Here is a 25,427-nt window from a genome sequence, read left to right as displayed (position 1 = left end):
CTTGACACTGCGATTCGGTCCGGACAAGATCCTATATATGAGACAGACTAGTCTCAACCATGTGCGGAGGAGCCGCTTCGGCATGCCGTTTCACCGTGGCCTGCACCTCCCGGACCGTCTGCACGAGACGAAGGAGTCACCCTTATGCAGGTCGAAGCAGGATCGTTGACGCGGTTGGCAGCCGTATGGTTCGGGGCCAAGACGGCACTCACTGCCGTGGCCGGTGACGGCACGACGAGCTCCCAGAGCTTTGCCGAGCTCAATGAGTCGGCGAACCGGATCGGGTCGGGGATGGTTGAGCTCGGCGTGCGGCGCGGTGATCGGGTCGGCGTGCTCGCCTACAACACGCCCGAGGTCTTCCAGATCTGGTTGGGTTGTGAGAAGCACAACCTGGTGCGCGAGGTGCTGCACACGCACATCGCGATGGATGACCACGTCTGGTCCTTGGACCACGTCGGCGCCACCGCACTGTTGTTCGACACGCGATTCACCAAGGAGATCGAGTCCTGTCGTAGTCGGCTGCAGACCGTGAAGCACCTGATCGCCATCGGCCCGGATGCCCCGGAGTGGGCGGTGCCCTATGCGGACGTCGTGGCTGCGGGTCGGGCGTCGGAGCCGCTGCTGGACGTCGACGAGAACGCGGCGAACTTCCTGCAGCTCAGCTCGGGCACGACGGGGCACCCCAAACCATGGGTGAAGACCTATCGCTCCTGGCAGGCGGTCATCGACCACAACCTGCACCATTTCGACACCTTCGGCCCCGGCATCCCGCCCGTCGGTCTCGACGACGTCAATCTGCACTTCCACGCGCTGCAGTGGGCAGCCGGCTTCCAGACGCTCTACCCGTACCTGATTCGAGGCGCACGGTCGGTGTTGCTGGACGATGCCGAGTTCGATCCGGAGGTCATCGTGGACACGATCCTGCGCGAGGGGGTCACCGCGACGTTCGCGCCCGGGCCGTTGTGGGGACCGATTCTGGACGAGGTCGAGAAGCGTGGCGGGATCGACCACCGGTTGCGCCGGGTCGTCATCTTCTTCGGCACTCCCGACCTGCTGGACCGGACGACCAAGCTGCTCGGACCGGTCTGGGCGCACGGATTCGGCTCGACCGAGCAGGGCGCCATCACCACCCGCCTGTTGCCCCACGAGCTCGACGGGCATCCGGAGCGCCGCGCCAGCGTGGGTCGAAGCGGCGGTCCGTTCTTCGAGATCGCCATCAAGGACCAGGAAGGAAACACGCTGGCTCCGGGTGAGGTCGGGGAGATTGCGGTGCGCAGCGCGATGTCACTCGGTGAGTACTGGGGGATGCCGGAGAAGACCGCGGAGGCAACCTTTCCCGGCGACTGGTTCCGCCCGTTCGATGTGGGTTACCTGGACGAGGACGGATACCTGTACTACGCCGATCGCGCAGTCGACACCATCACGATTGACGGGGCCGTGGTGTATCCGCACCTGGTGGAGGCGGCCGTGACGGGGCACCCGGATGTCGCCAACTGCGGCGTGATCGGGATGGGCGAACCGGACCGGCAGTCCGTGGTGGCGGTGGTTCAGCTCCGTCCGGGGTGTTCACCCGATGACGAGTTGACGTCGAGCATCCTCGCCTTTGTCCGCAGCACGCTCACTGAGCGGGAGTGCCCCGCCAGAATCGAGTACCGCACTGAGCTGCCCACGGTGCTCGGCGGAGCCAAGGTGCAGCGCGCCGAGCTGCGCACCCAGCTGACCGGGGCCGGCAGGTGAGTGCCACGGTCGTCGCCGGTCAGAACATCCGGACTGCGCTTCACTCGGCAGCCGATCGTGACCTTCTGGTTGGCGACCAGGGGGCGCGTACCGGCCGCGAGATCGCAGAGCGAACCTGTCGGTTGGCGGGCGCCCTCGTCGCCCGTGGCCTGACGGGTCGCCGGATCGGGTTGATGTACCGCAATGGGTTCGCGGCCTACGAGGCATTTCTCGCCGTCGAGTGGATCGGAGCGACGAGGGTTCCCGTCGACCCGGATGTTCCGCCCGTCGAGGCGAGCGCGGTCTTTGCGGGCGCCGCGGTCGACCTGGTCCTCGCTGACGAGGAGCACGTCGCGGGGCTGACCGGGGACGTGCTCGGCTACGACGGAGTTCCTCCGTCGGGCTCATCCTGGACCGACCAGATCGAGGTGGACTCGGACACCACGTTGGTCCTCTATCCACGCCAGGTCGTGGGCGGCGCGCTGCACGCCGTCACGACCTCCTATGGCAACTGGGACGCGGTGCTGCGGATCAATCGCGAGCTGTACCGGACCGGCTGGTACGGCCCCGGCTTCGACGATCGAGAAGTGCTGCTCACCATGCAGCAGCTGATGCACGGCACGGGGATGGTCGCGAGCTTTCCGTTCCTGTCGATGGGTCTGCCGCAAGTCGTCCTGGACCGGTTCGACGCGGATCGCGCGCTGCAGGCCGTCCACGAGCACCACGTCACCGCGACTTTTGGGGTTCCGGGCATGCTGACCAGGATGGCCGACCGGGCCCAGGAGGACGCGGTCCTGTCCCTGCGGCACACCCTTTACGGCGGAGCACCGTTGGCGGCGACCGAGCTGCGGCGGGTCCGGCGGGTGCTCGGGCCGTCGATGGTCCAGCTGTACGGACGGTTCGAGGCCGGCTGGCCTCTGGCGGTTCTGGGAACCAGCGAACACGAGCAGATCCTCGCCGGCGACGATGAGCTGGCGAGCAGCTGTGGCCGATTCATCCCCCAGATCGAGGTTCGCCTCGGGGATGCCCCGGGGAAGCCGCCCGGCTACGGCGAGCTGCAGACCCGCAGCCCGATGGTGTCGCCGGAACTCCTCGACCCCGAGGGATGGTGCTCCCTCGGGGACGTTGCCTACCTCGACGATGGGGGCTATGTGCACCTGGCCGGGCGCCTTGACGGCATGATCAACACGGGTTCGTACCACGTGTACCCAGGTCAGGTGGCCGAGGCAGTGGAGTCCGTTGCCGGTGTCCTCCGGGCGCGCATCACGGGGGAGCCCGACCCCACGTGGGGCGAGGCAGTGACCGCATACATCGTGCCCGAAGACCCCGCGGACTGGAGTAATCTGGTCGACCGGCTCAGAAGCAACCTGCCGCAGCGCCTGGCGAGGTACAAGATCCCCAAGTCGTATCACCAGGTCGCCGAGCTCCCCGCGGCCGACTGAGACGAACGGCAAAGCCCGCGATCGGCCACCGATTTGGGCGTCTTGCTGGGCCCCTGGTAGATTTACGCCTTGCGTGCGCGCTCTGGTCGTGCGCGCTCGCAGGACAGCACTATCAGCGTGACTGAATCGCCGGGTGTCCCCACGCCCAATCCGCAGTCACGTCTGTCGCCCTCATACGACAGCCAACAGATCTATCGACCGAGGAAGTACCACGTGGCAAACATCAAGTCGCAGATGAAGCGGATCAAGACCAACGCGGTCCGCACGCAGCGCAACAAGGCCTACAAGTCCGAGCTGCACACCTACATCCGCAAGGTCAGCGCGGCCACCGAGGCCGGCAAGAAGGACGAGGCGATCGCCGCCCTGCGCGACGCCTCCCGCAAGCTGGACAAGGCCGTCAGCAAGGGCGTGATCCACAAGAACAAGGCAGCCAACAAGAAGGCCGCCCTGGCGAAGAAGGTCAACGCGCTCTGACGGAGCCTGTGTCGATTGGCGCAGCCTGCGGCCGCGCTCTGACGCGAACTACACCACAAGGGCCGTCCCCCCCGCCGGGAGGCGGCCTTTGTCGTGCCCGGCGACGCCTGCGCTACCCTACGGATATGCAGCGTCTGCTCCTATTCCTTAGCCAGCCGCGCTGATCCACTCGGACCTCAGCGCGGCCACCCCTTGCCGGAGCAGGGGGTTCTTTTCTGTGGCGAGTCCGACGCGCAGCCGACGCCAGAGCACCCCCGAAGGACGACGACATCATGAGTGAGACCGAGCCACAGCACCGTTACAACGCCGTGCTGGCCGGGCAGATCGAGCGCCGCTGGCAGGACCGCTGGCAGGAGTCCGGTGCCTTCCACGCGCCGAACCCCGCGGGCCCCTGGGCCGAGCCCGACAAGGTCGGGCGCCGTAAGAAGATAATGATCCAGGACATGTTCCCGTACCCGAGCGGCGCCGGCCTGCACGTCGGTCACCCGCTCGGCTACATCGCCACCGATGTGTTCGCCCGCTATCAGCGCGCGGCCGGACGCAACGTGCTCTACACGCTGGGGTATGACGCGTTCGGACTGCCGGCCGAGCAGTATGCCGTGCAGACCGGCCAGCATCCGCGCAAGACCACCGAAGAGAACATGGGCAACATGCGTCGCCAGCTGCGTCAGCTGGGGCTGTCGCACGACGACCGGCGCTCCATCGTCACCATCGACCCGAACTACTACCGCTGGACGCAGTGGATCTTCCTGCAGATCTACAACGCCTGGTATGACCCGTCCGCCGGCCGGGCGCGCCCGATCGGCGAGTTGGTGTCCGCGTTCGAGTCCGGTGCGGTGCCGACCCCGGACGGGCGCGCCTGGGCGGACCTGAGCGACGAGGAGCGACGGGCCGCGGTGGACGGCCACCGGCTGGCCTACAAGTCGCAGTCCCCGGTCAACTGGGCCCCCGGCCTGGGGACCGTGGTGGCCAACGAGGAGGTCACGGCTGAGGGCCGCACGGAGCGAGGCAACTTCCCGGTCTTCAAGCGCAACCTGCCGCAGTGGATGATGCGGATCACCGCCTACGCCGACCGACTGATCGACGACCTGGACCGGCTGGACTGGCCAGAGTCGATCAAGCTGCAGCAGCGCAACTGGATCGGTCGCTCGAGCGGTGCCGCGGTGCGGTTCGCCGTCGATGGTTCGGACCACTCGATCGAGGTCTTCACGACTCGACCGGACACCATCTTCGGTGCCACGTTCATGGTGCTGGCACCCGAGCACCCGCTGGTCGACGCCATCGTGCCGTCGGCCTGGCCGGAGGGCACACAGGGCGCCTGGACCGAGGGCGCGGCCGACCCCCAGGCGGCGGTTGCCGCCTATCGGTTGGCCACGTCGCGACGCTCGGACCTGGACCGGCAGACGGACGGCAAGGTGAAGACGGGGGTCTTCACCGGCGCGTATGCCGTCAACCCGGTGTCGGGAGAACGCGTCCCGGTGTTCATCGCCGACTATGTGCTGATGGGGTACGGCACCGGTGCCGTGATGTCGGTGCCGGCCGAAGATCCCCGCGACTGGGCGTTCGCCAAGGCGTACGACCTGCCCTACCGCCGCACCGTGCAGCCCGGACCGGACCACGACGAGGACAGCGCATTCACCGGGACGGGTCCGATGATCAACTCGTCCAACGAGCGGATCTCGCTGGACGGCAAGGATGTCGGCGACGCAAAGGCAGACGTGATCGCGCTGCTGGAGGCCGATGGCACCGGCCGGGGCACCATCACCTATCGGCTGCGAGATTGGCTGTTCAGCCGGCAGCGCTACTGGGGCGAACCGTTCCCCATCGTCTACGACGAGGACGGCGTCGCACACGCCCTGCCCGACTCGATGCTGCCGGTCAAGCTGCCGGAGGTGGCCGACTACTCGCCCAAGACCTACGAGCCGGAGGACGCCGACTCCCAGCCCGAGTCCCCGCTCTCGCGCGCGAGCGAGTGGGTCGAGGTCGAGCTCGATCTGGGTGACGGGCCCAAGAAGTACCGTCGGGAGACGAACACCATGCCCAACTGGGCGGGTTCGTGCTGGTACGAGCTGCGCTACCTGGACCCCGCGAACGAGGACGTTCTCGTCGATCCGGCGGTCGAGGAGTACTGGATGGGTCCAGGTCAGGGCGACGGTGAGGGTGTGGTCGCCGACCCGGGTGGCGTCGACCTCTATGTCGGTGGCTCCGAGCATGCGGTGCTGCACCTGCTCTACGCGCGCTTCTGGCACAAGGTGCTGCACGACCTCGGACACGTCAGCTCGGACGAGCCGTTCCGACGACTGTTCAATCAGGGCATGGTCCAGGCCTTCGCCTTCCGAGACAGTCGCGGCTACCCCGTGCCCGCGGCAGAGGTGGAGGAGCATCTCGACGGTGAGCGGACGACGTACACCTGGCAGGGCAAGCCGGTGACCCGCGAATACGGCAAGATGGGCAAGTCGCTGAAGAACGTGGTCACGCCGGACCAGATGTGTGACGAGTACGGCGCCGACACCTTCCGGGTGTATGAGATGTCGATGGGTCCGCTGGACCAGTCCAGGCCGTGGGAGACCCGAGCGGTCGTCGGCGCGCAGCGGTTCCTGCAGCGACTGTGGCGCAACGTGGTCGACGAGGAGACCGGTGCGGCACGCGTCGTGGACGACGAGCCAGACTCCGCGACGAATCGGCTGCTGCACAAGACGATTGACGGGGTCAGCCGTGACTACGAGAACCTGCACTTCAACACCGCGGTCGCCAAGCTGATCGAGCTGAACAACGCGGTGACCAAGCTGGACGCTCCACCCCGAGCCGTCATGGGGCCGCTGGTGCAGATGGCCGCGCCGCTGGCGCCGCACATCGCCGAGGAACTGTGGTCCGCTCTTGGGCACAGCCAGACCATGACCGACGAGCCGTTCCCGGTCGCAGACCCGCAGCTGCTGGTGGACGACACCGTCACCTGTGTCGTGCAGGTGATGGGCAAGGTGCGCGACCGGCTGCAGGTGCCGCCCGGGATCAGTGCCGCCGACCTCGAGGTCCTGGCACGGGAGAGCGAGAAGGCCCTGGCCGCGATCGGCGATGGACAGATCCGGAAGGTGATCGTCCGGGCACCTAAACTCGTGAACATCGTCGCGAGCTAGAAGGGGTGTATTGATGGCTGTGGCAGTCGTGACCGACTCGACGGCCTACCTGCCGCCGGACCTGGCAGCACGCCACGGCATTCGCGTGGTGCCGCTGCACGTCGTTGTCGCCGGCACCTCCTACGAGGAGAGTCTCGACATCAGCGCCGGTGAGGTCGCGGACGCCCTGCGTGACTTCCGGCCGGTCTCGACCTCCAGGCCCACTCCCGCATCGTTCGAGAAGCTCTATCGGGAACTCACTGACGCCGGGGTGGATGAGATCGTCTCGATCCACCTGTCCGCGCAGATGTCGGCGACGATCGAGTCCGCCGAGCTCGCCGCCGGCCAGGTGCCGGTGAGGGTGCATGTCGTCGACAGCCGTGCCCTGGGTATGACGATGGGTTTTGCGGTGCTGGCCGCAGCCGAGGCCGCCGAGGCCGGGGCCGTCGGTAGCGACATCGTCAAGCTGGTGCGGCAGAGTGTCGACGGCGGGTCGGCGATCTTCTATGTCGACACGCTGGAGCACCTGCGTCGTGGTGGGCGGATCGGCAAGGCGTCGGCACTGCTCGGGTCGGCCCTGTCGATCAAGCCGCTGCTCACGCTGACCGATGGGCACATCGAGCCGTTGGAGCGGGTGCGCACCGCCACGAAGGCTCTGGCACGGCTCGAGGAGCGCACTGTGGCGGCAACCGCCGCGATGGATGCGCCCGACGGTGTGGATGTCGCGGTGCAGCACCTGGACTCCCTGGAGCGAGCGGAACAGCTCGTGGAGCGCCTCACCGACAGCATTCCGACCGCCCGGCGAATCCTGCTGGTGGAGCTCGGGGCCGTCGTGGGAGCGCACGTCGGGCCGGGCACCCTTGCGGTGTCGGTGAACCCGCGGGGTGCCGGCCGGATGCCCATAGTGGGCGCAGCCACCTGACCGCCGTTGCCGGACGTCTTCCACATCCCGTCGCGCGGCTCGCCTGACTGTCCACAGGCCCACGGTCTCGACCGTTCTGAGCGGCCGGCGCTGCTTAGGTTGGCGGCATGGCAGGTGCTCCGTCCTCATCCGACGCATCGGACCGGCTCTCGGCCGTCCTCGACGAGCTGGACGCCGTCCGACGCTCACCCGGATGGCTGCCGACCGAGGACACCGTGGTGGATCGTCGCCCGCACCTGCTCGACCGGTGGTCCGAGCAGGAGTCACGACGCGCCGCCGCGAGCGGCCGGCATCGAGTCGGCGTCCGCGGGGAAAACCGAGTGCGCCCACACGAGCCACTGGTGCGCGCGCCGACCGCGTTCCGGGACCCCGAGGTTGCGCCGAGCAGGCTGGCGCTGATCGGGGCGCTGGCGCTGGTGCTGGTGGCGGCAGTCATCTTTGGCGGACGGGTCCTCCTGTCGAAGGCGTCCGCGGCGCCGCACCCGGTCTCATCGGCCTCATCGACGGCGTCGGCCGGCAGCGCGGTCGCCGGTCACGGCCAACAGTCGACCTTCGGTGCGTCGGCCGCACGCGGGCCTTCGACGGGGTCTTCGACAGGGGCGCAGCCATCGACGGCCAGCGAGGTGGTGGTGCAGGTGGTCGGTCAGGTGGGCAAGCCCGGTGTCGTCCAGCTGAAGCCGGGTGCACGGGTCACGGACGCTCTGGCGGCTGCTGGCGGGGCGCTTCCCGCAGCCGACCTGAGCCGGGTGAACCTGGCGAGGCGTGTGGTGGACGGAGAACAGATCCAGGTCCCCAAACCCGGTGAGTCGGTGACGCCGCCGCCCGGTGCAGCGCCGCCCGGGCCTGCGGGAGGCGCCGGCAACGCGCCGACGCCAGCCGTGGTGGACCTCAACTCGGCAGACCAGCAGGCCTTGGAATCCCTACCTGGGGTCGGGCCGGTGCTCGCCTCGCGGATCATCGACTGGCGCCGGGCCAACGGGCGCTTCAGCTCGGTGGACGAGCTGGGCGAGGTCAGTGGAATCGGGGAAAAGATGATGCAGCAGCTGCGATCGCATGTGCGGGTCTGATGGGCCGAGCGACGGATGCAACGCCGCCCGTCGCACCCTCAGGGCTCGACCTGCGACTTCTGGTGGCCGCATCGGCCACCTGGGTGGCGGTGCTGTGCGCGCTGGGCTGGCCGCCAGGGCTAATCCTCGTGCTGGCAGTAGGATTCGCCGTGCTGGCGACCGTCGCCGTCGTGGTCTCTGTGCACCGCCGATGGGACCGGTCGACACACCCTCGCCTGCACCGGGCAGCGCCCGTGGTCGGCCTGGCGGCCATCTGCTGCACGCTCGGGCTCGTCGCCACCGCCGGGCATCTGCTGACCCGTGAAGCGGGCACCGTGCAGTCGCTCGCACAGGCGCACGCGACGGTGCGGGTGCAAGCAGTGGTGGTGTCCGACCCGCGTGCGCTGGGATCGCAAGGCCGGTTCGGTGAGGACCTCGTCATCACCCGGGTGAGCGTGCGGATGGTTGAGGGGCGCGGCCAGGTGAGCACACCGCATACGCCCGTGCTGGTGATGGGTGATGCCTCCTGGCTGCGGGTCCACTGGCATGAGCGGGTGACCTTTGCCGGACGACTGTCTCCCGCCGAACCGGGCGATGACGTCGAGGCGCTGATCAATCCGCGTGGGGAGCCACACGTGGTCGGGCGACCCGGTGCCCTCACTCGCGGGATCGAGGATCTGCGCGGCTCGTTCCGAGCGTCACATCGCACCTTCCACCTGATCCGCGCGGCCTCGTTCCGGGTCTGGTGGTCGGTGACACCGGCCGGGTGTCAACGCAGCTCAAGGACGACATGCGGGCGACCGGACTGTCGCACCTCACGGCCGTCAGTGGGAGCAACGTCACCCTTGTCCTGCTCGCCGTACTCGGCGTCGCCGGTTGGCTGCGCGTCTCGCACCGTTGGCGCATGCCGATTGCCCTGGCGGCAATTGTCATCTTTGTGATGACGTGTCGCCCGGACCCGAGTGTGATCCGTGCCGCGGTCATGGGAGGCGTCGGTCTCCTGGGCGTTTCCCTGTCCCGTCGCCGGTCGGGTCCCGCAGCGTTGGGCGCGGCGATTCTGCTGCTGCTCGTCATCGACCCGTGGTTGGCGAGGTCCTACGGTTTCGCGCTGTCCAGCCTGGCGACGGCCGGGCTGCTCTTCTTCGCCCGGCCCTGGGGCGCCTGGTTCGCGCGCGGACTGCCGCAGCGGCTGCACTGGCTGGGTGAGGCGATCGCGATACCCGTTGCCGCACAAGCGATGTGCGCGCCGGTGATCGTGCTGCTACAGGGATCGGTGAGCGTCGTAGCCGTGCCGGCCAACATGCTCGCGGCTCCGCTCGTGGCACCCGCCACGCTCGCGGGCGTCGTCACCGTGCTGGTCTCGCCGTTCGGCTCCACGGTGTCCTGGCTCCCGTCCTGGGTCGCAGGCCTGCCGGCCTGGGGCATCGCGTGGATCGCGCACGCGTGCGCACGAGTTCCGTTCGGGATGCTGCCGTGGCCGGACGGCACGACCGGCGCCGTGCTCCTGGCGCTCCTTACCCTGGTGCTGTTGCTGTGCGGGCGTTGGCTCGCGCAGAGCGTCCGCAGGTCTCCGTGGTTGGCGGGCGGCCTCGTCGCGGTCCTCGTGGCCTCGTGCGCGCCGACGCTGCATGCGGGTTGGCCGCCAACCGGCTGGGTCTATGTCGCCTGTGACGTCGGACAGGGGGACGGGGGCGCGATCGCGACAACACCGGGACATGCCGTGGTCATCGACACCGGGCCGGACCCGGAGCACATCGACGCGTGCCTGGACCGTCTCGGTGTGCAGGTGCTGGACGCGATCGTCCTGACGCACTTTCACGCAGACCACGTGGGCGGTCTGGAAGGCGCCCTGGACGGGCGCCGCGCACGCGAGATCTTCGTGACCCCGGTGACACTGGGGGACTCCGGCTCCGGCGACGCCGAACCCGCGGAGGCGCCGATGGTGCAGCGCGTGGCGGCGCAGCACCGCATACCGCTGCGGACGCTGGCCACCGGCGACACCCTGGCCTGGGGCGACGTGCGGGCGCAGGTCCTGTGGCCGAGCCGCACGATCCGTGCCGGCTCGGTGCAGAACAACGCCAGCATCGTCCTCGACCTGAGGTCACACGGGCTGCGGTTCTTCTTGACCGGTGACATCGAGCGGGAGGCGGCTGCTGCGGTGCGACGGGAGCTGGTGCGGTTGCCGTCCGGGCCGCCCTTCGACGTGCTGAAGGTCGCCCATCACGGATCCTCGAACGAGGACGACGAACTGGTCAAGATGATTCATGCACCGGTCGCGGTGATCAGCGTCGGCAAGGACAACGACTACGGACACCCGGCGCCGCGCACACTCAGCCTGCTTCGAGACAGTGGATCAACGGTGCTGCGCACGGATCGATGGGGTGACGTCGCAGTCCTCGGGCAGCACGGCCAGGTGCGGGTGTCGACGCAGCGCTGACTCCCGCCGCCCGTCGCGCGGAAGCAGAGGCCGCCTGATGGATGCAGACTGGCACACCGACCCGGGAACTTGCTAGACATGATCTGCACGCGACGGCGCTGGTCGCGTCATCGATCAAGCACGGGAGCGCTGATGTCACAGACAGATCTATTGATCAACGGCCAATGGCGTGGCGCGTCCGACGGAGGCACGCGCACCGTTGTCTGCCCCGCGGACGGTGCCGTGGTGGGGACGGTGTCCGAGGCCACCACGGCAGACGCCCGCGATGCGGTCGCCGCGGCACGACGGGCGTTCGACGCGGACGGCTGGAGTACGACACCGGCCCCCGACCGTGCGGCCATCCTGCACGGGCTGGCCGATCGCCTGACGGCGCAGAAGGATGACGTGGCAAGGCTTGAGGCCCTGGATACCGGAAAGCGCCTCGTCGAGGCTCGGCTCGACATGGATGACATCATCGGGGTATTCCGTCACTTTGCCTCCTTGGCGCAGGCAGATGGTGGCCGCGTCGTCGACACGGGGATGGCAAATGTGTCCAGCCGCGTGGTGCATGAGCCCGTCGGCGTCTGTGCGCTCATCACGCCGTGGAACTACCCGCTCCTGCAGACCGCGTGGAAGGTCGCGCCCGCTCTGGCCGCGGCGAACACCTTCGTGCTGAAGCCGAGTGAGCTCACCCCTCACACGTCAATCTGGTTGGTGCGCGAACTGACTGACCTAGGTCTGCCCGACGGTGTCGCCAACCTCGTGCTGGGCAGCGGCGCGACGGTCGGCGCGGCGATGACCGACGACCCACGGGTAGATCTCGTCTCGTTCACCGGTGGCCTGCACACCGGCCGTCGCATCATGGCCGCGGCAGCCCCGACCGTGAAGCGTGTTGCGCTGGAGCTGGGCGGGAAGAACCCCAACATCATCTTCGCCGATGCGGCCCTGCCCGCCGCGATCGACAATGCGCTGACCGCGATCTTCCTCGACTCCGGGCAGGTGTGCTCGGCCGGCTCTCGGCTCATTGTGGAGGAGTCGGTGCACGACCAGGTTGTGGATGAGATGGTGCGCCGGGCGGACGGCATACGCCTGGGTGGGCCGTTCGACGAGCACGCCGAGAGTGGGCCGCTGATCAGCGCCGACCATCTCGCGAAGGTGCAGGCCTACGTGGACACCGCCGTTCATGAGGGCGCGCAGCTGCGCTGTGGTGGCGCACGATCCACCGACCGGTCGCACACCGACGGCAACTACTTCCTGCCGACGGTGCTCGACGGATGCCACGGCGGTATGCAGTGCGTCCAGGACGAGTCGTTCGGGCCGGTCGTCACGGTGGAGACCTTCGCCGGGTCCACCCGCGACGAGGCAGAGGATGCCGCGGTGGCGCTGGCCAACGACACGATTTACGGGCTCGCCGGCGCGGTGTGGACCGAGAACGCAGGCCGGGCAGAGCGGGTCGCCGGGCGGTTGCGCCACGGAACGATCTGGATCAACGACTTTCACCCCTACGTCCCACAGGCGGAGTGGGGTGGATTCAAGCAGTCCGGGATCGGCCGCGAGCTCGGCCTGGCCGGGCTCGACGAATACCGAGAGACCAAGCACATCTGGCACAACACGCGACCCGCACCCGCAGGATGGTTCGCAGTGCGCGAGTCGCAGGACCTCGAGGAGGACGCATGAATACCCCGGACCGCTGGGACTATGTCATCGTCGGTGGCGGTTCGGCCGGGTCGGCACTGGCGAATCGACTCAGCGCCGACCCCCAGACCTCCGTGCTGGTCCTCGAGGCCGGCCGCAACGACGTGAAGCTCGACCCCTTCATCCACATGCCGGCGGCGTTGCCGTACCCCATTGGCAACCCGCTCTACGACTGGCGCTACGAGTCGGAGCCGGAAGCTCACATGGGTGGGCGCCGGGTGTTCCACGCCCGTGGCAAGGTCCTCGGCGGCTCGAGCAGCATCAACGGGATGATCTTTCAGCGCGGTAACCCGATGGATCTGCAGCGTTGGTCGCAGGACCCGGGCATGGAGCAGTGGGACTACGCGCACTGCCTGCCCTACTTCAAGCGCATGGAGACCTGCCTTGCCGGTGCCGACGACTGGCGTGGAGGTTCGGGACCCTTGATCTTGGAACGCGGTCCGGTAGATTCCCCGTTGTTCGGCGCGTTCTTCGAGGCGGTGCAGGAAGCCGGTTATCCGATGACCGATGACGTGAACGGTTATCGGCAAGAGGGGTTCGCCAAGTTCGATCGCAACATACACCGCGGGCGTCGGCTGAGCGCCGCACGAGCCTACCTGCACCCCGTGCAGGGCCGGAAGAACCTGCGCATCGAGACGCTCGCGCAGGTGACCGGTCTGCGCACCGCGGGCAACCGCGTCACCGGTGTCGACTACCTGCGCGCGAAGAAGCTGCATCGCAGTGTCGCGGCGCGCGAGGTCATCCTGTGCGGTGGCGCGTTCAACTCCCCGCAGTTGCTGCAGCTTGCCGGCATCGGCAATGCGGTGGATCTGGAGGCGCTGGGCGTCACCTCGATGGTCGATCTGCCCGGTGTGGGCGCGAATCTGCAGGACCACCTCGAGGTGTACATCCAGCACGAGTCCAAGTTGCCGGTCTCGATCGCACCGTGGCTGAAGCATCGCCACAAGCCACGGATCGGCCTTGAGTGGTTGATGCGCAAGGGGGTTGGCGCCAGCAACCACTTCGAGGCAGGCGGGTTCATCCGCAGCAATGACGCGGTGGCCTATCCCAACCTGATGTTCCACTTCCTGCCGATCGCGATTCGGTATGACGGGTCTCGGCCGGCGGCCGAGCACGGCTACCAGGTGCACATCGGCCCGATGTACTCCGACTGCAGGGGAACGGTGAAGCTCAAGAGCACCAACCCTTTTGAACATCCCGCGGTGCAGTTCAACTACCTGTCCACCGAGTCCGACCGGAACGAGTGGATCGAGATGATCCGGGCTGCGCGCAACATCCTCGAGCAGCCGGCGCTCGAGCCGTTCAGTGCCGGCGAGATCTCACCGGGCAGGTCGGTGCAGACCGACCAGGAGATTCTGGACTGGGTCGCTCGTGACGCAGAGACCGCGCTGCACCCCTCCTGCACGGCCAAGATGGGCACCGACGAGCACAGTGTCATCGACCCGAGCACCATGCGCGTGCATGGCGTCGAGGGGCTGCGTGTCGTGGACGCGTCCGTGTTCCCCTACATCACCAACGGCAACATCTACTCCCCGGTGATGATGGTCGCCGAGAAGGCGGCCGACCTGATCCTGGGCAATACTCCGTTGAACCCGTCGATGGTGCCGTTCTACCGTCATGGGCAGGGCCTGCCGCTCTACCCGGACGGTGACCCGCGCAACCATGCCTGGAACGCTCGCACCGACCCGCCCAGCGCGTCCGGTGCGACGCGGGCGCCAGTTCGGGGTCGTGAGCCGCGATGAGCACGGCGCAGACCGCCGGCCCGCCCGGGCCGAGGTCAATCCCATCGTCTTCGGCGGCTCCGACCCGGTCTTGGGCAAACGCCTTGGACTCATCCAAGATCATCCACGACGTGCTCCACACGGATGAGCGTCACCTGGCCTTCTTACGTATCACCGCCGAGGTGCCGGTGGCGGCAGCCGAGGGGTCATCCCGCTGAGCGGGACAGCTGCTGCGATCAGCGCGCGCTGATCGCAGCAGTGAGCGGGGACGGGCAGGTCGCCCGCGCCGCATCCACCAGGGCGTCAAGCGTCGCGGCGACGGCAGGCACCCGCTCCAGGTCGGCCGTCGTCACCGCCTGCACTGTGCGGCGGGAGGCCGGGTCGATGGGCAGGGTGACCACGCGGTCGTTTCCGGCGGACCGCAGGATCAGGTCGGGGATGAGTGCAACGCCCAGACCTTCGGCAACCAGGCCGAGCACGGCGACGTAGTCCTCGGTCTCGAACGCGACGTGCGGCGTGAACCCTGCACGGGTTGCCAGTGACAGCAGGTGGCCCCGGCATCGGGGACAGCCGGCGATCCACTGCGCATCGGCCAGGTCCGACAGCTGCGCCTTGTCGGCCTTCGCGAGGGGGTGGTTCTTCGGCACCGCGAGGCGGACCTCGTCCTCGAGCAGCGGTCGGGACAAGAAGGTCTCGACGTGTTCCTCGCCGCGGCCGATATCGGTGCCCTCGTAGGTGAACGCGACGGCGACGTCGCACTCGCCGGCGCGCAGCGCAGCCAGTGACTCCGGTGGCTCACCCTCGGCAAAGCTCACCTCGACGTCGGGAAAGCGTTCCTTGACCAGGGCGAGCGCACGGGGCACGAGGGTCGAGGACGACGACGGAAAGGCCATCAGCCGCACCCGACCGGCGCGCAGTCCGGCAATGGCCGCCACCTCGGACTCGGCTGCTTCGATCGCGCTCAGCACGGGGCCGGCGTGCCGGGCGAGCACCTGGCCCGCCTGAGTCAGCCGGACGGTGCGTCCGAGCCGCTCGACCAACGCGGTGCCGGTGCGCTCCTCGAGTCGGCGGACCATCTGGGAGATGGCCGGCTGGGAGTATCCGAGCGAGGTCGCGGCGGCGGTAAAGCTACCTTCTTCGGAGATGGCCCGGATGACCCGTAGCCCTGCTGCGTCGATCATGCCCCGATGATATAACAATGAGTTATTTATTTCATCCGATGTGAGTGCAGGCGTGATGCATGACCCGTTCGTGTGACACTCGTGTGGTGACGACAGCTGCGATGGCCGGCATGCGGGAGGACGTATGGCGTGACCTGGTCGACCTGGCGCGGGACGGCGGGCTGGTCGCCCTGACCGGTGCCGGCCTGTCCACCGAGTCGGGCATCCCGGACTATCGCGGTCCGGACGGCCGCCGACGCAATCAACCGATGACCGTCTCCGATCTACTGGCGACGCCCCAGGCACGGCAGCGCTACTGGGCGCGGTCGTATGTCGGGTGGCCTCGGTTTGCCGCGGCGGCACCGAACGCCGGGCATCGGGCGGTCGCCGCGCTGCAGCGGCAGGGCGCGGTCACCTGCATCATCACCCAGAACGTCGACGGGTTGCAGCAGCAGGCAGGTGGACGCGATGTGGTCGAGCTGCACGGCAACCTCGACACGGTGGTGTGCATGAACTGTGGTGAGCGCTACGAGCGGGCGAGCGTCGATGAGTGGATGGCCGAAGCGAACCCCGACTTCGATCGCTCGGTCGAAGGTCCGCTCCGTCCGGACGGGGATGTGCTGCTCTCCGACGATCTGGTCGCGCAGTTCCGGCCGGCTCGGTGCATCATCTGCGGTTCGGACAAGCTGAAGCCGGATGTGGTGATGTTTGGCGAGTCCGTTGCCAAACCACTGGTGGAGCAGTGCTTCTCGGCTGTCGAGGCGTCACGGGGGCTGCTCGTGCTGGGGTCGTCGCTGGCCGTGATGTCCGGCTACCGATTCGTGCGTCGGGCGGCCCGCGTCGGCCTTCCGGTCGCAGTCATCACGCACGGGTGGACGCGCGGGGAGGCCGAGACCTCGCTCAAGATCGACGCGCCGCTCGGCGCGACCTTGACCCGGCTGGTCGCAGAGCTGGGCGGCGGCCCGGCCCGCTAGGCGAGGGCCCACCCCGACCTCTGGTCAGACGCGGCGCAGGACCGCGGTGACCTTGCCCAGGATGGCCGCGTCGGTGCCGTCGATCGGGTCGTAGGCGTCGTTGTGCGGCATCAGCCAGACCTTGCCCTTCGTGCGCTTGAAGGTTTTGACGGTCGCCTCGTTGTCGAGCATCGCAGCCACGATGTCTCCATTGGTCGCAGTGGGCTGCTGGCGAACCACGACCCAGTCGCCGTCGCAGATCGCCGCATCGACCATGGAGTCACCGACGACCTTGAGCAGGAAGAGGTCGCCTTCGCCGACGATCTGTTTGGGCAGCGGAAAGACGTCCTCGACGACCTCCTCGGCCAGGATCGGCCCGCCGGCGGCGATGCGTCCCACCACCGGGACGTAGGTGGCGGCCGGTCGCTCGTTGCCGAGATCGGTCTCGTCGACGCTGGTCTCCTCGACGCTCCGCACGCTGGATCCGCCGCGGTAGCCGCGGGTGTCCTTGCCCTGGTCGGGGGAGATGACCTCGATGGCACGCGGGCGGTTGGGGTCCCGGCGCAGGTAGCCCTTGCGCTCGAGCATCGACAACTGGTGCGCCACCGAGCTCGGGCTGGTCAGTCCGACCGCCTCGCCGATCTCGCGAAGGCTCGGCGGGTAGCCGCGACGATCCACCGAGTTGCGAATCACCTCGAGCACCTTCCGCTGACGAGTGGTCAGGCCCTTTCCCTCCGGGTCGGGCATCTGGTGAACCTTGGCCATGGTGTGTGCCGTCCTGTCGTCCCCGATTCGCGAAGCCCCGCGCCATTGCTGGGATCTGAGCCTCCCGCGGCGGGGTTGTCGGTGGTCGGTGCTTGAGTTCTGTCTGTGAGACAAGACTACGAGGTTCGCACAGAGTTTTCAAACACGTGTACGACACGCGTGTCGACAACTTCGAACGCCCGTGCTATACATCGTACAAAGGTTCTATCGTACGAATGTGCGACAGATGCGGATGCGGGGATCGGTTGGTCAGGAGCAACGGCGGCCGTCCAGGCGCCGCGAGAGGTGGAGGATGAGATGAGCGCGATCACTGTTTGGGAGACACCGGCAACCGTCACGCCGCGTCGTCGGCACCTGCGGTCGATGCCCACCGGCGAAGCGGCCCTGCCGTGTCGCACGTATGCGCGGCGTCGGCTGCGGATGACCCGGCGTGGCCGGCTGATGATCACCTGTTCCATCCTCGCCGCGCTGCTGTTCGGCGGGTTCGGCGTGATGCGGGCCATGGCGGCACCGGCAGGAGATGCGGCGCTGCCGACGGTGACCGTGACGTCCGGCCAGACCCTGTCGCAGATCGCGCACCGCGCGCTGCCGCAGCTGCCCATCGACGAGGCCGTGGTGCGCGTGCAGGTCCTGAACCGGATGAACACGCTGGACGTGCACGCAGGGCAGACGCTGCGCATTCCGCGGTAGGCGGCGTAGCTCCCGCCTGTCGCGGGTTCGCCGTCAGTGATTGACGAGCCGGTTGGTTGCGGTCACCACCCGAAGCTGCGTGCCGGCACCGGTGATGTTGATGCTGCCGGGGATGGTGGTCCAGGGTCCGTTGTCGACGCTGAACTGCCCGCCGTAGGCCGTCGTGATCGAGGTCGTGTAGGTCCCGGCCTTGTCGTAGGCGTGGGTGATGTCGCCGGTGGGGTAGGGGCCGCCGCTGGACGTTGTGACTCCGCTCGTCGTGCCGTCGCCGAAGGTGAAGGTGTTGTGCACAAAGGTCGGCTTGATGCGCACGCCGTGGCCGAGCAGGGTGACGGTGCTGATCTCGTCGGGCTGATAGCCGGCCCTGGGCCAGTTCAGGCTGAAGTAGGTCGGCAGCGTCACCAGGGTGCGATTGCCGACGGGTTGGATGCTCACGTCGGGTTTGGCAAATAGCGTCTTGGTCCACGCCGCCTTGATCATGGCAAGGGTGAGCTGCGGTTTGTTCTCGGTATTGGGGACCAGCGTCGCGTAGCACGTGGTTCCAACGTTGTCCCACGGCCCGTGCCCATTCTCCGGTAGGACGGTGCGACGGCTGATCGTGACCAACGGGCCACTTGCGTTTATCAGTGGGATGCAGATGCCATAGTTCGCGACGCAGCCGTGCGCGGGATCGTCGCCGTTCTTGCAGATCGGCTGTGTTCGATACTGGTAGGCCACGGTCACCGTGTGCTTCTTGTACTCTGCCTTCGTCGTCTTCGGCAGGTTGTTGACTTCGTTGGCCGGCATTCCAACATATGCTCCACCCCCACCTACGCCGCAGTTTCCTACACCGACGCAGCCGTGAGTGTTGGATGCAGGATCGTTGGCTGGATCTGTTGCGACCACGGGTGGAAGCAGAATCGCTATAGCTGCCAGCGCTACTGTTGCCGCCGTCATGATGCCTGCGAATTGTCAATCTTTATCTCGTGAACCCGCCAACCCGCCTTCGTCCAATCTAGGAAGAATACCAATCCTGAATTGATCGTTGATGGCACGGATCGAGAGGTTGATCCATTCTGATTCAACACCGAGATTTCTGGTTGGTCGACTAGGACCTCAATTACCATGCCTGGTTCGCCAGTCACTCGATGGGCGGAGCGTATTATTTCGACTTCGGCGGAATAGTGTTGTTTCGATGAGACTAGCGTCGTTACGCTGTCTGCGAGATTGTTACAGGTTTTGCAGGTCGGAGCCGCAAGCGCTTCTAGTACTCCTATCTTCGGATGTAGACCAGTTTTGTTGACGTTGTCGATGTAGTGCTTGGTGAAGGCAATGGCGCCAGGGGTCGTGTGTTGGCGGGCCGGCTCGGGGACTCCGGGTGCTCCGGCCGCCGTGCCGGTGCTACTGGTGGCAGGCGGGCTGACGGTGGTCGTTGGCGGCGGTGCGGATGCGGTGCTCGTGCTCGCATCGGCGGTGGTCGTGCTCGTCGGTGAGGATCCCGCGTCGCTCGAGCCGGAGCAGCCGGCGACTGCGGTCACGCTCGTCGCGAGGGCCAGCGCGGTCAGATGTGGTCGGATGGACATGACAGCCTCCCTGGTTGCCTTCCGCGAACCGCTGATTATTGCGAGACCCGCGGCCCGGGGTGGGTCGAAACCTTAAAGTCTTGGTAAAGATCGGGACCCGGCGGCCGCTACTCGAGGGAGCGGCAGGTCTGCGGCCCTGTTTTACGGCGTGCTGTCAGTCTGCCGCAGGCCGCGGACCGCACCTGAGGTTATCCACAGAGGCCGCTCGGCGAGGCGGTCGTCGTGGGCCACGCCACGCCGTTGGCGCGCTGGATCCGGGGCTGTGACCTGCGGCTTTGAAGCGGCTCGCGCCGGCTCTTGCATTGGTGGCGTCAAGTGCATACGATCCCTACATCTAGTAGTTACAGCGATGTAAGTCGTCCACATATAGTCCCCAAGATGTCCACTGAGTTTCCACAGGATGTCCACTGAGGACTCCACAGCCTCGCGCCCTGCCGGGCATTCTCATGCCCGGGACGAAGCGGTGGGACGACTCGTCGCCATGCCGACGACGAGGTCTGGAAGGAGCCGTCATGCATTGCCCGTTCTGCCGTCATGATGACAGCCGCGTGGTCGACAGTCGCACCAGCGAGGACGGCACCTTCATCAAGCGCCGCCGCCAGTGCCCCAGCTGCGGCAAGCGGTTCAGCACGATGGAGACGGCCAGCCTGACCGTCGTGAAGAGGTCCGGCGCCAGTGAGCCGTTCAGTCGCCAGAAGGTGCTCGTCGGTGTGCGCAAGGCATGCCAGGGGCGCCCGGTGTCCGAGGACCACCTGGCGCTGCTCGCCCAGCAGGTCGAGGAGCTGATCAGGGCCAAGGGCGCGGCGGAGATCGACGCGCACGATGTCGGCCTGGAGATCCTGGCTCCGCTGCGCAGCCTCGACGAGGTCGCCTACCTGCGGTTCGCGAGCGTCTATCAGGCGTTCGACAACCTGGAGGACTTCGAGTCCGCCATCACGCTGCTGCGGGCCGAACGCGACGCCGACCGGCGCGACCCTGAAGACGGCGGGCCACCAGGCGATGCCGAAGGCGTTGTCGGTGGTCGGCGAGATGATGGATGAAACGTCGCACCCGCGCAACCACACGGCATACCCAGGCACCACACCATCTGCACATCAAGCACTCGAGTTCACGGAGGAACCAGTCATGACGGAGACGACCGGCGCACGCTCAAAGGATCGTCGCAAGAACCGCGGCATCAAGGTCGAGCGGATCTTCACCACCCCGGGCGTGCACCCCTACGACGAGGTGACCTGGTCGACCCGCGATGTCGTGCAGCAGAACTGGAAGACCGGCGAGACGATCTTTGAGCAGCGCGGCGTCGAGTTCCCCGACTTCTGGTCGGTCAACGCGTCGAGCATCGTGACCACCAAGTACTTCCGTGGCGCGCTGGGCACGGACGTGCGTGAGCGCAGCCTCAAGCAGCTCGTCGACCGGGTTGTGCTGACCTACGTGAAGGCCGGCAAGGACCACGGCTACTTCGCCTCGGACGAGGACGCCGAGATCTTCGAGCACGAGCTGACCTGGGCCCTGGTGCACCAGGTGTTCAGCTTCAACTCCCCGGTTTGGTTCAACGTCGGCACCAAGTCGCCGCAGCAGGTCTCGGCGTGCTTCATCCTGTCCGTGGAGGACTCGATGGACTCGATCCTGAACTGGTACCGCGAGGAAGGGTTCATCTTCAAGGGCGGCTCCGGCGCCGGCCTCAACCTCTCGCGCATCCGCAGCTCCAAGGAGCTGCTCTCCAGCGGTGGCACCGCCAGCGGCCCGGTCTCCTTCATGCGCGGCGCAGACGCGTCCGCCGGGACCATCAAGTCCGGTGGGGCGACGCGTCGTGCGGCCAAGATGGTCGTCCTGGACGTGGACCACCCGGACATCGAGGAGTTCGTCGAGACCAAGGCACGTGAGGAAGAGAAGATCCGTGCCCTGCGCGACGCCGGCTTCGACATGGATCTCGGTGGCAAGGACATCACGTCCGTGCAGTACCAGAACGCGAACAACTCGGTCCGGGTCAGCGACGCGTTCATGAAGGCCGTCGAGGACGGGTCCGGATTCGGCCTGCGGGCTCGTGAGACCGGTGAGGTGATCGAGGAGATCGACGCCCGGGAGCTGTTCGGCAAGATCAACAAGGCGGCATGGGAGTGCGCCGACCCGGGCATACAGTACGACGACACAATCAACGACTGGCACACCAACCCCGAGACCGGTCGGATCACGGCGTCCAACCCGTGCTCGGAGTACATGTCACTGGACAACAGCTCCTGCAACCTGGCCTCGCTGAACCTGCTGAAGTTCCTGCGGGACGACGACACGTTCGATGCCGCGACCTTCCAGAAGGTCGTCGAGCTGGTCATCACCGCCATGGACATCTCGATCTGCTTCGCGGACTTCCCGACTGAGGCGATCGGCGAGACCACGGTCGACTACCGCCAGCTGGGCATCGGCTACGCCAACCTCGGTGCGCTGCTGATGGCCACCGGCCGCGGTTACGAGTCGGAGGGCGGCCGGTCGCTCGCGGCGGCGATCACCTCACTGCTGACCGGCGCCGCCTACAAGCGCTCCGCCGAGCTCGCCGGCATCGTCGGCCCGTATGCCGGGTACGCCCGCAACGCCGAGGCGCACCAGCGCGTCATGCGCAAGCACCAGGTCGCCAACGACGAGGTGCGCACCCTCGACGCGATGGACGGGGACATCCACCGCTACGCCACACAGGCATGGAAGAGCGTCCTCGAGCTCGGTGCGAAGAACGGCTTCCGCAACGCGCAGGCCTCCGTGCTCGCGCCGACCGGCACGATCGGTTTCATGATGGATTGCGACACCACCGGCATTGAGCCGGACTTCTCGCTGGTGAAGTTCAAGAAGCTCGTCGGTGGCGGCTCGATGCAGATCGTCAACCAGACGGTCCCGCGCGCCCTGCGGAAGCTGGGCTACCAGGATGAGCAGATCGAGGCCATCGTCGAGCACATCGCCGACAAGGGCCACGTCATCGACGCGCCCGGGCTGAAGAAGGAGCACTACGAGGTCTTCGACTGCGCGATGGGCGAGCGGGCGATCAGCCCCATGGGCCACGTGCGGATGATGGCCGCAGCCCAGCCGTTCCTGTCCGGTGCGATCTCCAAGACCGTGAATCTGCCGGAGACGGCAACGGTCGAGGACATCGCCGAAGTCCACCTGCAGGGTTGGAAGCTCGGGCTCAAGGCGCTGGCGGTCTACCGCGACAACTGCAAAGTCGGTCAGCCCCTGTCGGACGGCAAGAAGAGTCACAGCGAAGCACCGGTGGAGAAGGTCGTGGAGTACCGGCCGGTGCGCAAGCGCCTGCCCAAGCGTCGCGCGTCCCAGACGACGTCGTTCGCGGTCGGCGGCGCCGAGGGCTACCTCACGGCGAGCACCTACGACAGCAACGAGCTCGGTGAGATCTTCCTGAAGTTCGGCAAGCAGGGTTCAACCCTGGCCGGTGTGATGGACGCGTTCTCGATCGCGGTGTCCGTGGCGCTGCAGTACGGCGTGCCGCTGGAGACCTACGTCGAGAAGTTCACCAACATGCGGTTCGAGCCGGCCGGCCTGACCGACGACCCGGACGTGCGCATGGCGCAGTCGATCATGGACTACGTCTTCCGCCGACTCGCGCTGGATCACATGGACTTCGAGACGCGGTCGTTCATGGGCATCCACACCGCCGACGAGCGCGCCCGGCAGCTCGAGACCGGTTCGTATGCCGACGCCACCGACCAGGACGAGTCCGACGAGGACGTTGCCGGTGAGCTCGAGAGCTACTCGCAGAGCGCCGCGCCGGCCTCTACGAGGAAGTCCGCAGAGGTCGAGGCGGATGCCCAGGATCTGAAGTCGGGCACGGGCGCTGCGTCCTTGCGCGCGGCCTCGGGCGAGGTGCACTCCTCGGCCGAGCTCATGGAGAAGTTCCAGGGCAAGTCCGCGGATGCGCCGATGTGCATGACCTGTGGCACGAAGATGCGCCCGGCCGGCAGCTGCTATGTGTGTGAGGGTTGCGGCAGCACCTCCGGCTGCAGCTGACCGACCCGGGCGAACGAAGGCGGGCGGGGTGCTCAGGCACCCCGCCCGCCTTCGTGCTGCGACCGCAGCGGTTTAGGCGACCGATGGCTCCGGCAGCCTGTCAACGGTTTCGATCAAGGCTGCGGCCTCCTGCTTGCTGCCCACCTGCGGCGAGGAGCCGGCGAGCGGCTGGGTGGCCGACTCCCGCAGGAAGAACACCGCGACCAGACCGATGATGCCGCTGCCGACCAGGTAGTAGGCGGGCATCATGTTGTTGTCGGTGAGGCTGACCAGGCCCTCGGTGACCAGGGGAGTGGTGCCGCCGAATACCGACACGGAGATGTTGAACCCGATCGACAGCGCGCCGTAACGCACCTTGGTCGGGAACAGCGCCGGCAAGGTCGACGCAGTCGGTGCCGCGAAGCATGCCAGGATCACCCCGAAGGCCAGGCAAGCGATCAACGGGGCGGCGGTGCCGCCGTGCTCCAGCATCTTGAACAGCGGGATGGCCAGGATGATCTGTGCCACCGCGCCGAAGGCGAACACCGGTTTGCGCCCGACCTTGTCGCTGATCCGGCCGATGCCCACGATGATCACCACCACGACCAGCATGGAGGAGAGCACCAGCATGTCCGCGCTGGCCTGCCCACGTCCGAGCGTCTCGGTGAAGAACGACGGCAGGTAGGCCGTGATCATGTAGTTGGTGACGTTGTAAAGCAGGACGAGGCCGATGCAGACCAGCAGCGGTCGCCAGTAGCGCACGAAGACGGTCTTGATCTCCTGGGCGCCGCTCTGCTGCTCCTGCTGCTTGACCTTCGCGTCATGGGCATCGAGCTGCTCCTGGAAGGCCGGCGTCTCCTCCAGCTTGAGTCGCATATAGAGGCCGACCAGGCCGATCGGTCCGGCGACCCAGAACGGAATGCGCCAACCCCAGTTGAGCATCGTCTGATCGCCCAGCGAGCCGTTCAGCACGGTGACCAGACCGGAGCCGAGGGCGTAGCCGATGAACGTGCCGAAGTCCAGGAAGCTGCCGAGGAACCCTCGCTTGCGATCGGGTGAGTACTCGGCGATGAAGGTCGTCGCGCCACCATACTCACCACCGGTGGAGAAGCCCTGCACCATGCGCGCGATGAGCAGCAGGATCGGTGCACCGATGCCGATGGTGCTGTAGCTGGGAATCAGGCCGACGGCGAAGGTGCCGATGGCCATCATGATCATTGTCGCGGCGAGGACCTTCTGCCGTCCGACCCGGTCGCCGAGCGGACCGAAGAACAGGCCGCCGAGGGGGCGCACCAAGAACGCTACGGCGAAGGTTGCGAAGGTGGACAGCAGCTGCACCGCCGGTGAGGCACCGGGGAAGAAGACCTTCCCCAAGGTGGCGGCCAGGTAGCCGTACACACCGAAGTCGAACCACTCCATCATGTTGCCCACAGCCGACGCGGAGATGGCGCGCTTCAGTGTCGCCGGGTCGACGACGGTGATGTTGTCCTCGGTCAGCGGTGGCTTGCGCCGCTTGAGCTTGAGGAAGGACTGCCGGCGTAGAAAACGCACGTGGGCACTGCCCCAGCGAGCGCCGCGGGGCGCTGCCGCCGGGCGATCGTTGCGGGCACTGTCGGTCTGATGTGGGTTTCGGTCTGTCACAGTTAGGGGCTGCGATCTAATAATGTGGGTTGGTTACGGCGTGTCGGGTGGTGCCAGCGTGTAGTTCCAGTCGCCGTGGAATTCGTGGCGGGTCAGGGGCAGCGCGTCGATTTCCTTGGTCGTGTAC

At 67.1% G+C, this 25,427-nt stretch carries 19 protein-coding genes; 14 read left to right on the top strand and 5 right to left on the bottom strand.

The genetic code is table 11. The features are described 5' to 3' along the window. Positions 1-144 precede the first annotated feature (144 nt). From FGL98_RS05040 to betA, 9 genes are all read left to right on the top strand, one after another. A complete protein-coding gene (locus tag FGL98_RS05040) occupies positions 145-1,737 on the top strand; it encodes an AMP-binding protein (protein ID WP_146315653.1) in 1,593 nt (530 codons plus the stop codon). Further along, positions 1,734-3,158: a class I adenylate-forming enzyme family protein gene (locus tag FGL98_RS05035; RefSeq protein WP_146315652.1), complete on the top strand. Its 1,425-nt coding sequence runs from the start codon at positions 1,734-1,736 to the stop codon at positions 3,156-3,158. Before FGL98_RS05040 ends, FGL98_RS05035 begins: the two co-directional genes overlap by 4 nt. 213 nt (positions 3,159-3,371) lie before the next feature. Then, positions 3,372-3,632, top strand: coding sequence for a 30S ribosomal protein S20 (rpsT, locus tag FGL98_RS05030; RefSeq protein ID WP_146315651.1), 261 nt, complete (start codon positions 3,372-3,374; stop codon positions 3,630-3,632). A gap of 272 nt (positions 3,633-3,904) precedes the next feature. Continuing rightward, positions 3,905-6,766 carry a leucine--tRNA ligase gene (gene leuS / locus FGL98_RS05025; RefSeq protein WP_146315650.1) on the top strand — a complete coding sequence of 954 codons (2,862 nt, stop codon included), beginning with the start codon at positions 3,905-3,907 and terminating at the stop codon, positions 6,764-6,766. Positions 6,767-6,779: 13 nt separating this feature from the next. Beyond that, positions 6,780-7,667 (top strand): DegV family protein, encoded by an 888-nt coding sequence (locus FGL98_RS05020; RefSeq protein WP_146315649.1) that lies wholly within the window; start codon positions 6,780-6,782, stop codon positions 7,665-7,667. Positions 7,668-7,774: 107 nt separating this feature from the next. Continuing rightward, the gene (locus FGL98_RS05015; RefSeq protein ID WP_146315648.1) at positions 7,775-8,734 is read left to right on the top strand and encodes a ComEA family DNA-binding protein; all 960 of its coding nucleotides are present in this window, start codon (positions 7,775-7,777) and stop codon (positions 8,732-8,734) included. Between the two features lie 724 nt (positions 8,735-9,458). Beyond that, positions 9,459-11,150 carry a ComEC/Rec2 family competence protein gene (locus FGL98_RS05005; protein ID WP_246136375.1) on the top strand — a complete coding sequence of 564 codons (1,692 nt, stop codon included), beginning with the start codon at positions 9,459-9,461 and terminating at the stop codon, positions 11,148-11,150. A 132-nt stretch (positions 11,151-11,282) separates the two neighbouring features. Continuing rightward, positions 11,283-12,806, top strand: a complete 1,524-nt coding sequence (locus FGL98_RS05000; RefSeq protein ID WP_146315645.1) for an aldehyde dehydrogenase family protein — start codon at positions 11,283-11,285, stop codon at positions 12,804-12,806. Continuing rightward, positions 12,803-14,566: a choline dehydrogenase gene (betA, locus tag FGL98_RS04995; protein ID WP_146315644.1), complete on the top strand. Its 1,764-nt coding sequence runs from the start codon at positions 12,803-12,805 to the stop codon at positions 14,564-14,566. The genes FGL98_RS05000 and betA overlap by 4 nt, the downstream gene beginning before the upstream one ends. A gap of 215 nt (positions 14,567-14,781) precedes the next feature. On the opposite strand, the gene FGL98_RS04990 is transcribed toward betA, so the two are convergent. Next, positions 14,782-15,726 carry a LysR family transcriptional regulator gene (locus FGL98_RS04990; RefSeq protein WP_146315643.1) on the bottom strand — a complete coding sequence of 315 codons (945 nt, stop codon included), beginning with the start codon at positions 15,724-15,726 and terminating at the stop codon, positions 14,782-14,784. A gap of 86 nt (positions 15,727-15,812) precedes the next feature. Between FGL98_RS04990 and FGL98_RS04985 the strand changes: the two genes are divergently transcribed. Beyond that, positions 15,813-16,679, top strand: coding sequence for a Sir2 family NAD-dependent protein deacetylase (locus FGL98_RS04985; RefSeq protein ID WP_246136374.1), 867 nt, complete (start codon positions 15,813-15,815; stop codon positions 16,677-16,679). Between the two features lie 24 nt (positions 16,680-16,703). On the opposite strand, the gene lexA is transcribed toward FGL98_RS04985, so the two are convergent. After that, positions 16,704-17,423: a transcriptional repressor LexA gene (gene lexA, locus FGL98_RS04980; RefSeq protein ID WP_146315642.1), complete on the bottom strand. Its 720-nt coding sequence runs from the start codon at positions 17,421-17,423 to the stop codon at positions 16,704-16,706. Positions 17,424-17,720: 297 nt separating this feature from the next. Between lexA and FGL98_RS04975 the strand changes: the two genes are divergently transcribed. Continuing rightward, on the top strand, positions 17,721-18,113 hold the full coding sequence (locus tag FGL98_RS04975) for a LysM peptidoglycan-binding domain-containing protein (protein ID WP_186525992.1): 393 nt from the start codon (positions 17,721-17,723) through the stop codon (positions 18,111-18,113). 33 nt (positions 18,114-18,146) lie between these two features. Here the strand turns inward: FGL98_RS04975 and FGL98_RS04970 are convergent, their stop codons facing one another. Then, the gene (locus tag FGL98_RS04970) at positions 18,147-18,899 is read right to left on the bottom strand and encodes a hypothetical protein (protein ID WP_146315640.1); all 753 of its coding nucleotides are present in this window, start codon (positions 18,897-18,899) and stop codon (positions 18,147-18,149) included. Between the two features lie 146 nt (positions 18,900-19,045). Further along, on the bottom strand, positions 19,046-19,426 hold the full coding sequence (locus tag FGL98_RS27040; RefSeq protein ID WP_425460982.1) for a hypothetical protein: 381 nt from the start codon (positions 19,424-19,426) through the stop codon (positions 19,046-19,048). On the opposite strand from FGL98_RS27040, the gene FGL98_RS04965 reads away from it, so the two are divergent. The 3 genes from FGL98_RS04965 to FGL98_RS04955 all read left to right on the top strand — a co-directional run bounded on the left by FGL98_RS04965 (position 19,425) and on the right by FGL98_RS04955 (position 23,680). Next, positions 19,425-19,751 carry a hypothetical protein gene (locus tag FGL98_RS04965; protein WP_146315639.1) on the top strand — a complete coding sequence of 109 codons (327 nt, stop codon included), beginning with the start codon at positions 19,425-19,427 and terminating at the stop codon, positions 19,749-19,751. The genes FGL98_RS27040 and FGL98_RS04965 overlap by 2 nt on opposite strands. A 436-nt stretch (positions 19,752-20,187) precedes the next feature. Further along, a complete protein-coding gene (nrdR, locus tag FGL98_RS04960; RefSeq protein ID WP_146315638.1) occupies positions 20,188-20,715 on the top strand; it encodes a transcriptional regulator NrdR in 528 nt (175 codons plus the stop codon). Between the two features lie 85 nt (positions 20,716-20,800). After that, positions 20,801-23,680, top strand: a complete 2,880-nt coding sequence (locus tag FGL98_RS04955; protein ID WP_146315637.1) for a vitamin B12-dependent ribonucleotide reductase — start codon at positions 20,801-20,803, stop codon at positions 23,678-23,680. A gap of 72 nt (positions 23,681-23,752) precedes the next feature. Here FGL98_RS04955 and proP read toward each other — a convergent pair whose 3' ends face one another. After that, complete coding sequence (gene proP, locus FGL98_RS04950; RefSeq protein WP_146315636.1) at positions 23,753-25,210, bottom strand: glycine betaine/L-proline transporter ProP; 1,458 nt, start codon at positions 25,208-25,210, stop codon at positions 23,753-23,755. Positions 25,211-25,427: the final 217 nt, after the last annotated feature.

Origin of the sequence: Leekyejoonella antrihumi (assembly GCF_007845645.1) — a bacterium.
Classification (GTDB): Bacteria; Actinomycetota; Actinomycetes; order Actinomycetales; family Dermatophilaceae; genus Leekyejoonella; species Leekyejoonella antrihumi.
Note: the sequence above shows the minus strand (reverse complement) of the source record. Positions and strands in the feature narration are given on the sequence as shown.

Bases quoted from the DNA above. Each gene is read 5' to 3' on its own strand.
- FGL98_RS05040 (WP_146315653.1), top strand. From the start codon at position 145: ATGCAGGTCGAAGCAGGATCGTTGACGCGGTTGGCAGCCGTATGGTTC.
- leuS (WP_146315650.1), top strand. From the start codon at position 3,905: ATGAGTGAGACCGAGCCACAGCACCGTTACAACGCCGTGCTGGCCGGG.
- FGL98_RS05020 (WP_146315649.1), top strand. From the start codon at position 6,780: ATGGCTGTGGCAGTCGTGACCGACTCGACGGCCTACCTGCCGCCGGAC.
- FGL98_RS05015 (WP_146315648.1), top strand. From the start codon at position 7,775: ATGGCAGGTGCTCCGTCCTCATCCGACGCATCGGACCGGCTCTCGGCC.
- FGL98_RS05000 (WP_146315645.1), top strand. From the start codon at position 11,283: ATGTCACAGACAGATCTATTGATCAACGGCCAATGGCGTGGCGCGTCC.
- betA (WP_146315644.1), top strand. From the start codon at position 12,803: ATGAATACCCCGGACCGCTGGGACTATGTCATCGTCGGTGGCGGTTCG.
- FGL98_RS04990 (WP_146315643.1), bottom strand. From the start codon at position 15,726: ATGATCGACGCAGCAGGGCTACGGGTCATCCGGGCCATCTCCGAAGAA.
- lexA (WP_146315642.1), bottom strand. From the start codon at position 17,423: ATGGCCAAGGTTCACCAGATGCCCGACCCGGAGGGAAAGGGCCTGACC.
- FGL98_RS04975 (WP_186525992.1), top strand. From the start codon at position 17,721: ATGAGCGCGATCACTGTTTGGGAGACACCGGCAACCGTCACGCCGCGT.
- FGL98_RS04970 (WP_146315640.1), bottom strand. From the start codon at position 18,899: ATGCCGGCCAACGAAGTCAACAACCTGCCGAAGACGACGAAGGCAGAG.
- FGL98_RS04965 (WP_146315639.1), top strand. From the start codon at position 19,425: ATGGCGCCAGGGGTCGTGTGTTGGCGGGCCGGCTCGGGGACTCCGGGT.
- nrdR (WP_146315638.1), top strand. From the start codon at position 20,188: ATGCATTGCCCGTTCTGCCGTCATGATGACAGCCGCGTGGTCGACAGT.
- FGL98_RS04955 (WP_146315637.1), top strand. From the start codon at position 20,801: ATGACGGAGACGACCGGCGCACGCTCAAAGGATCGTCGCAAGAACCGC.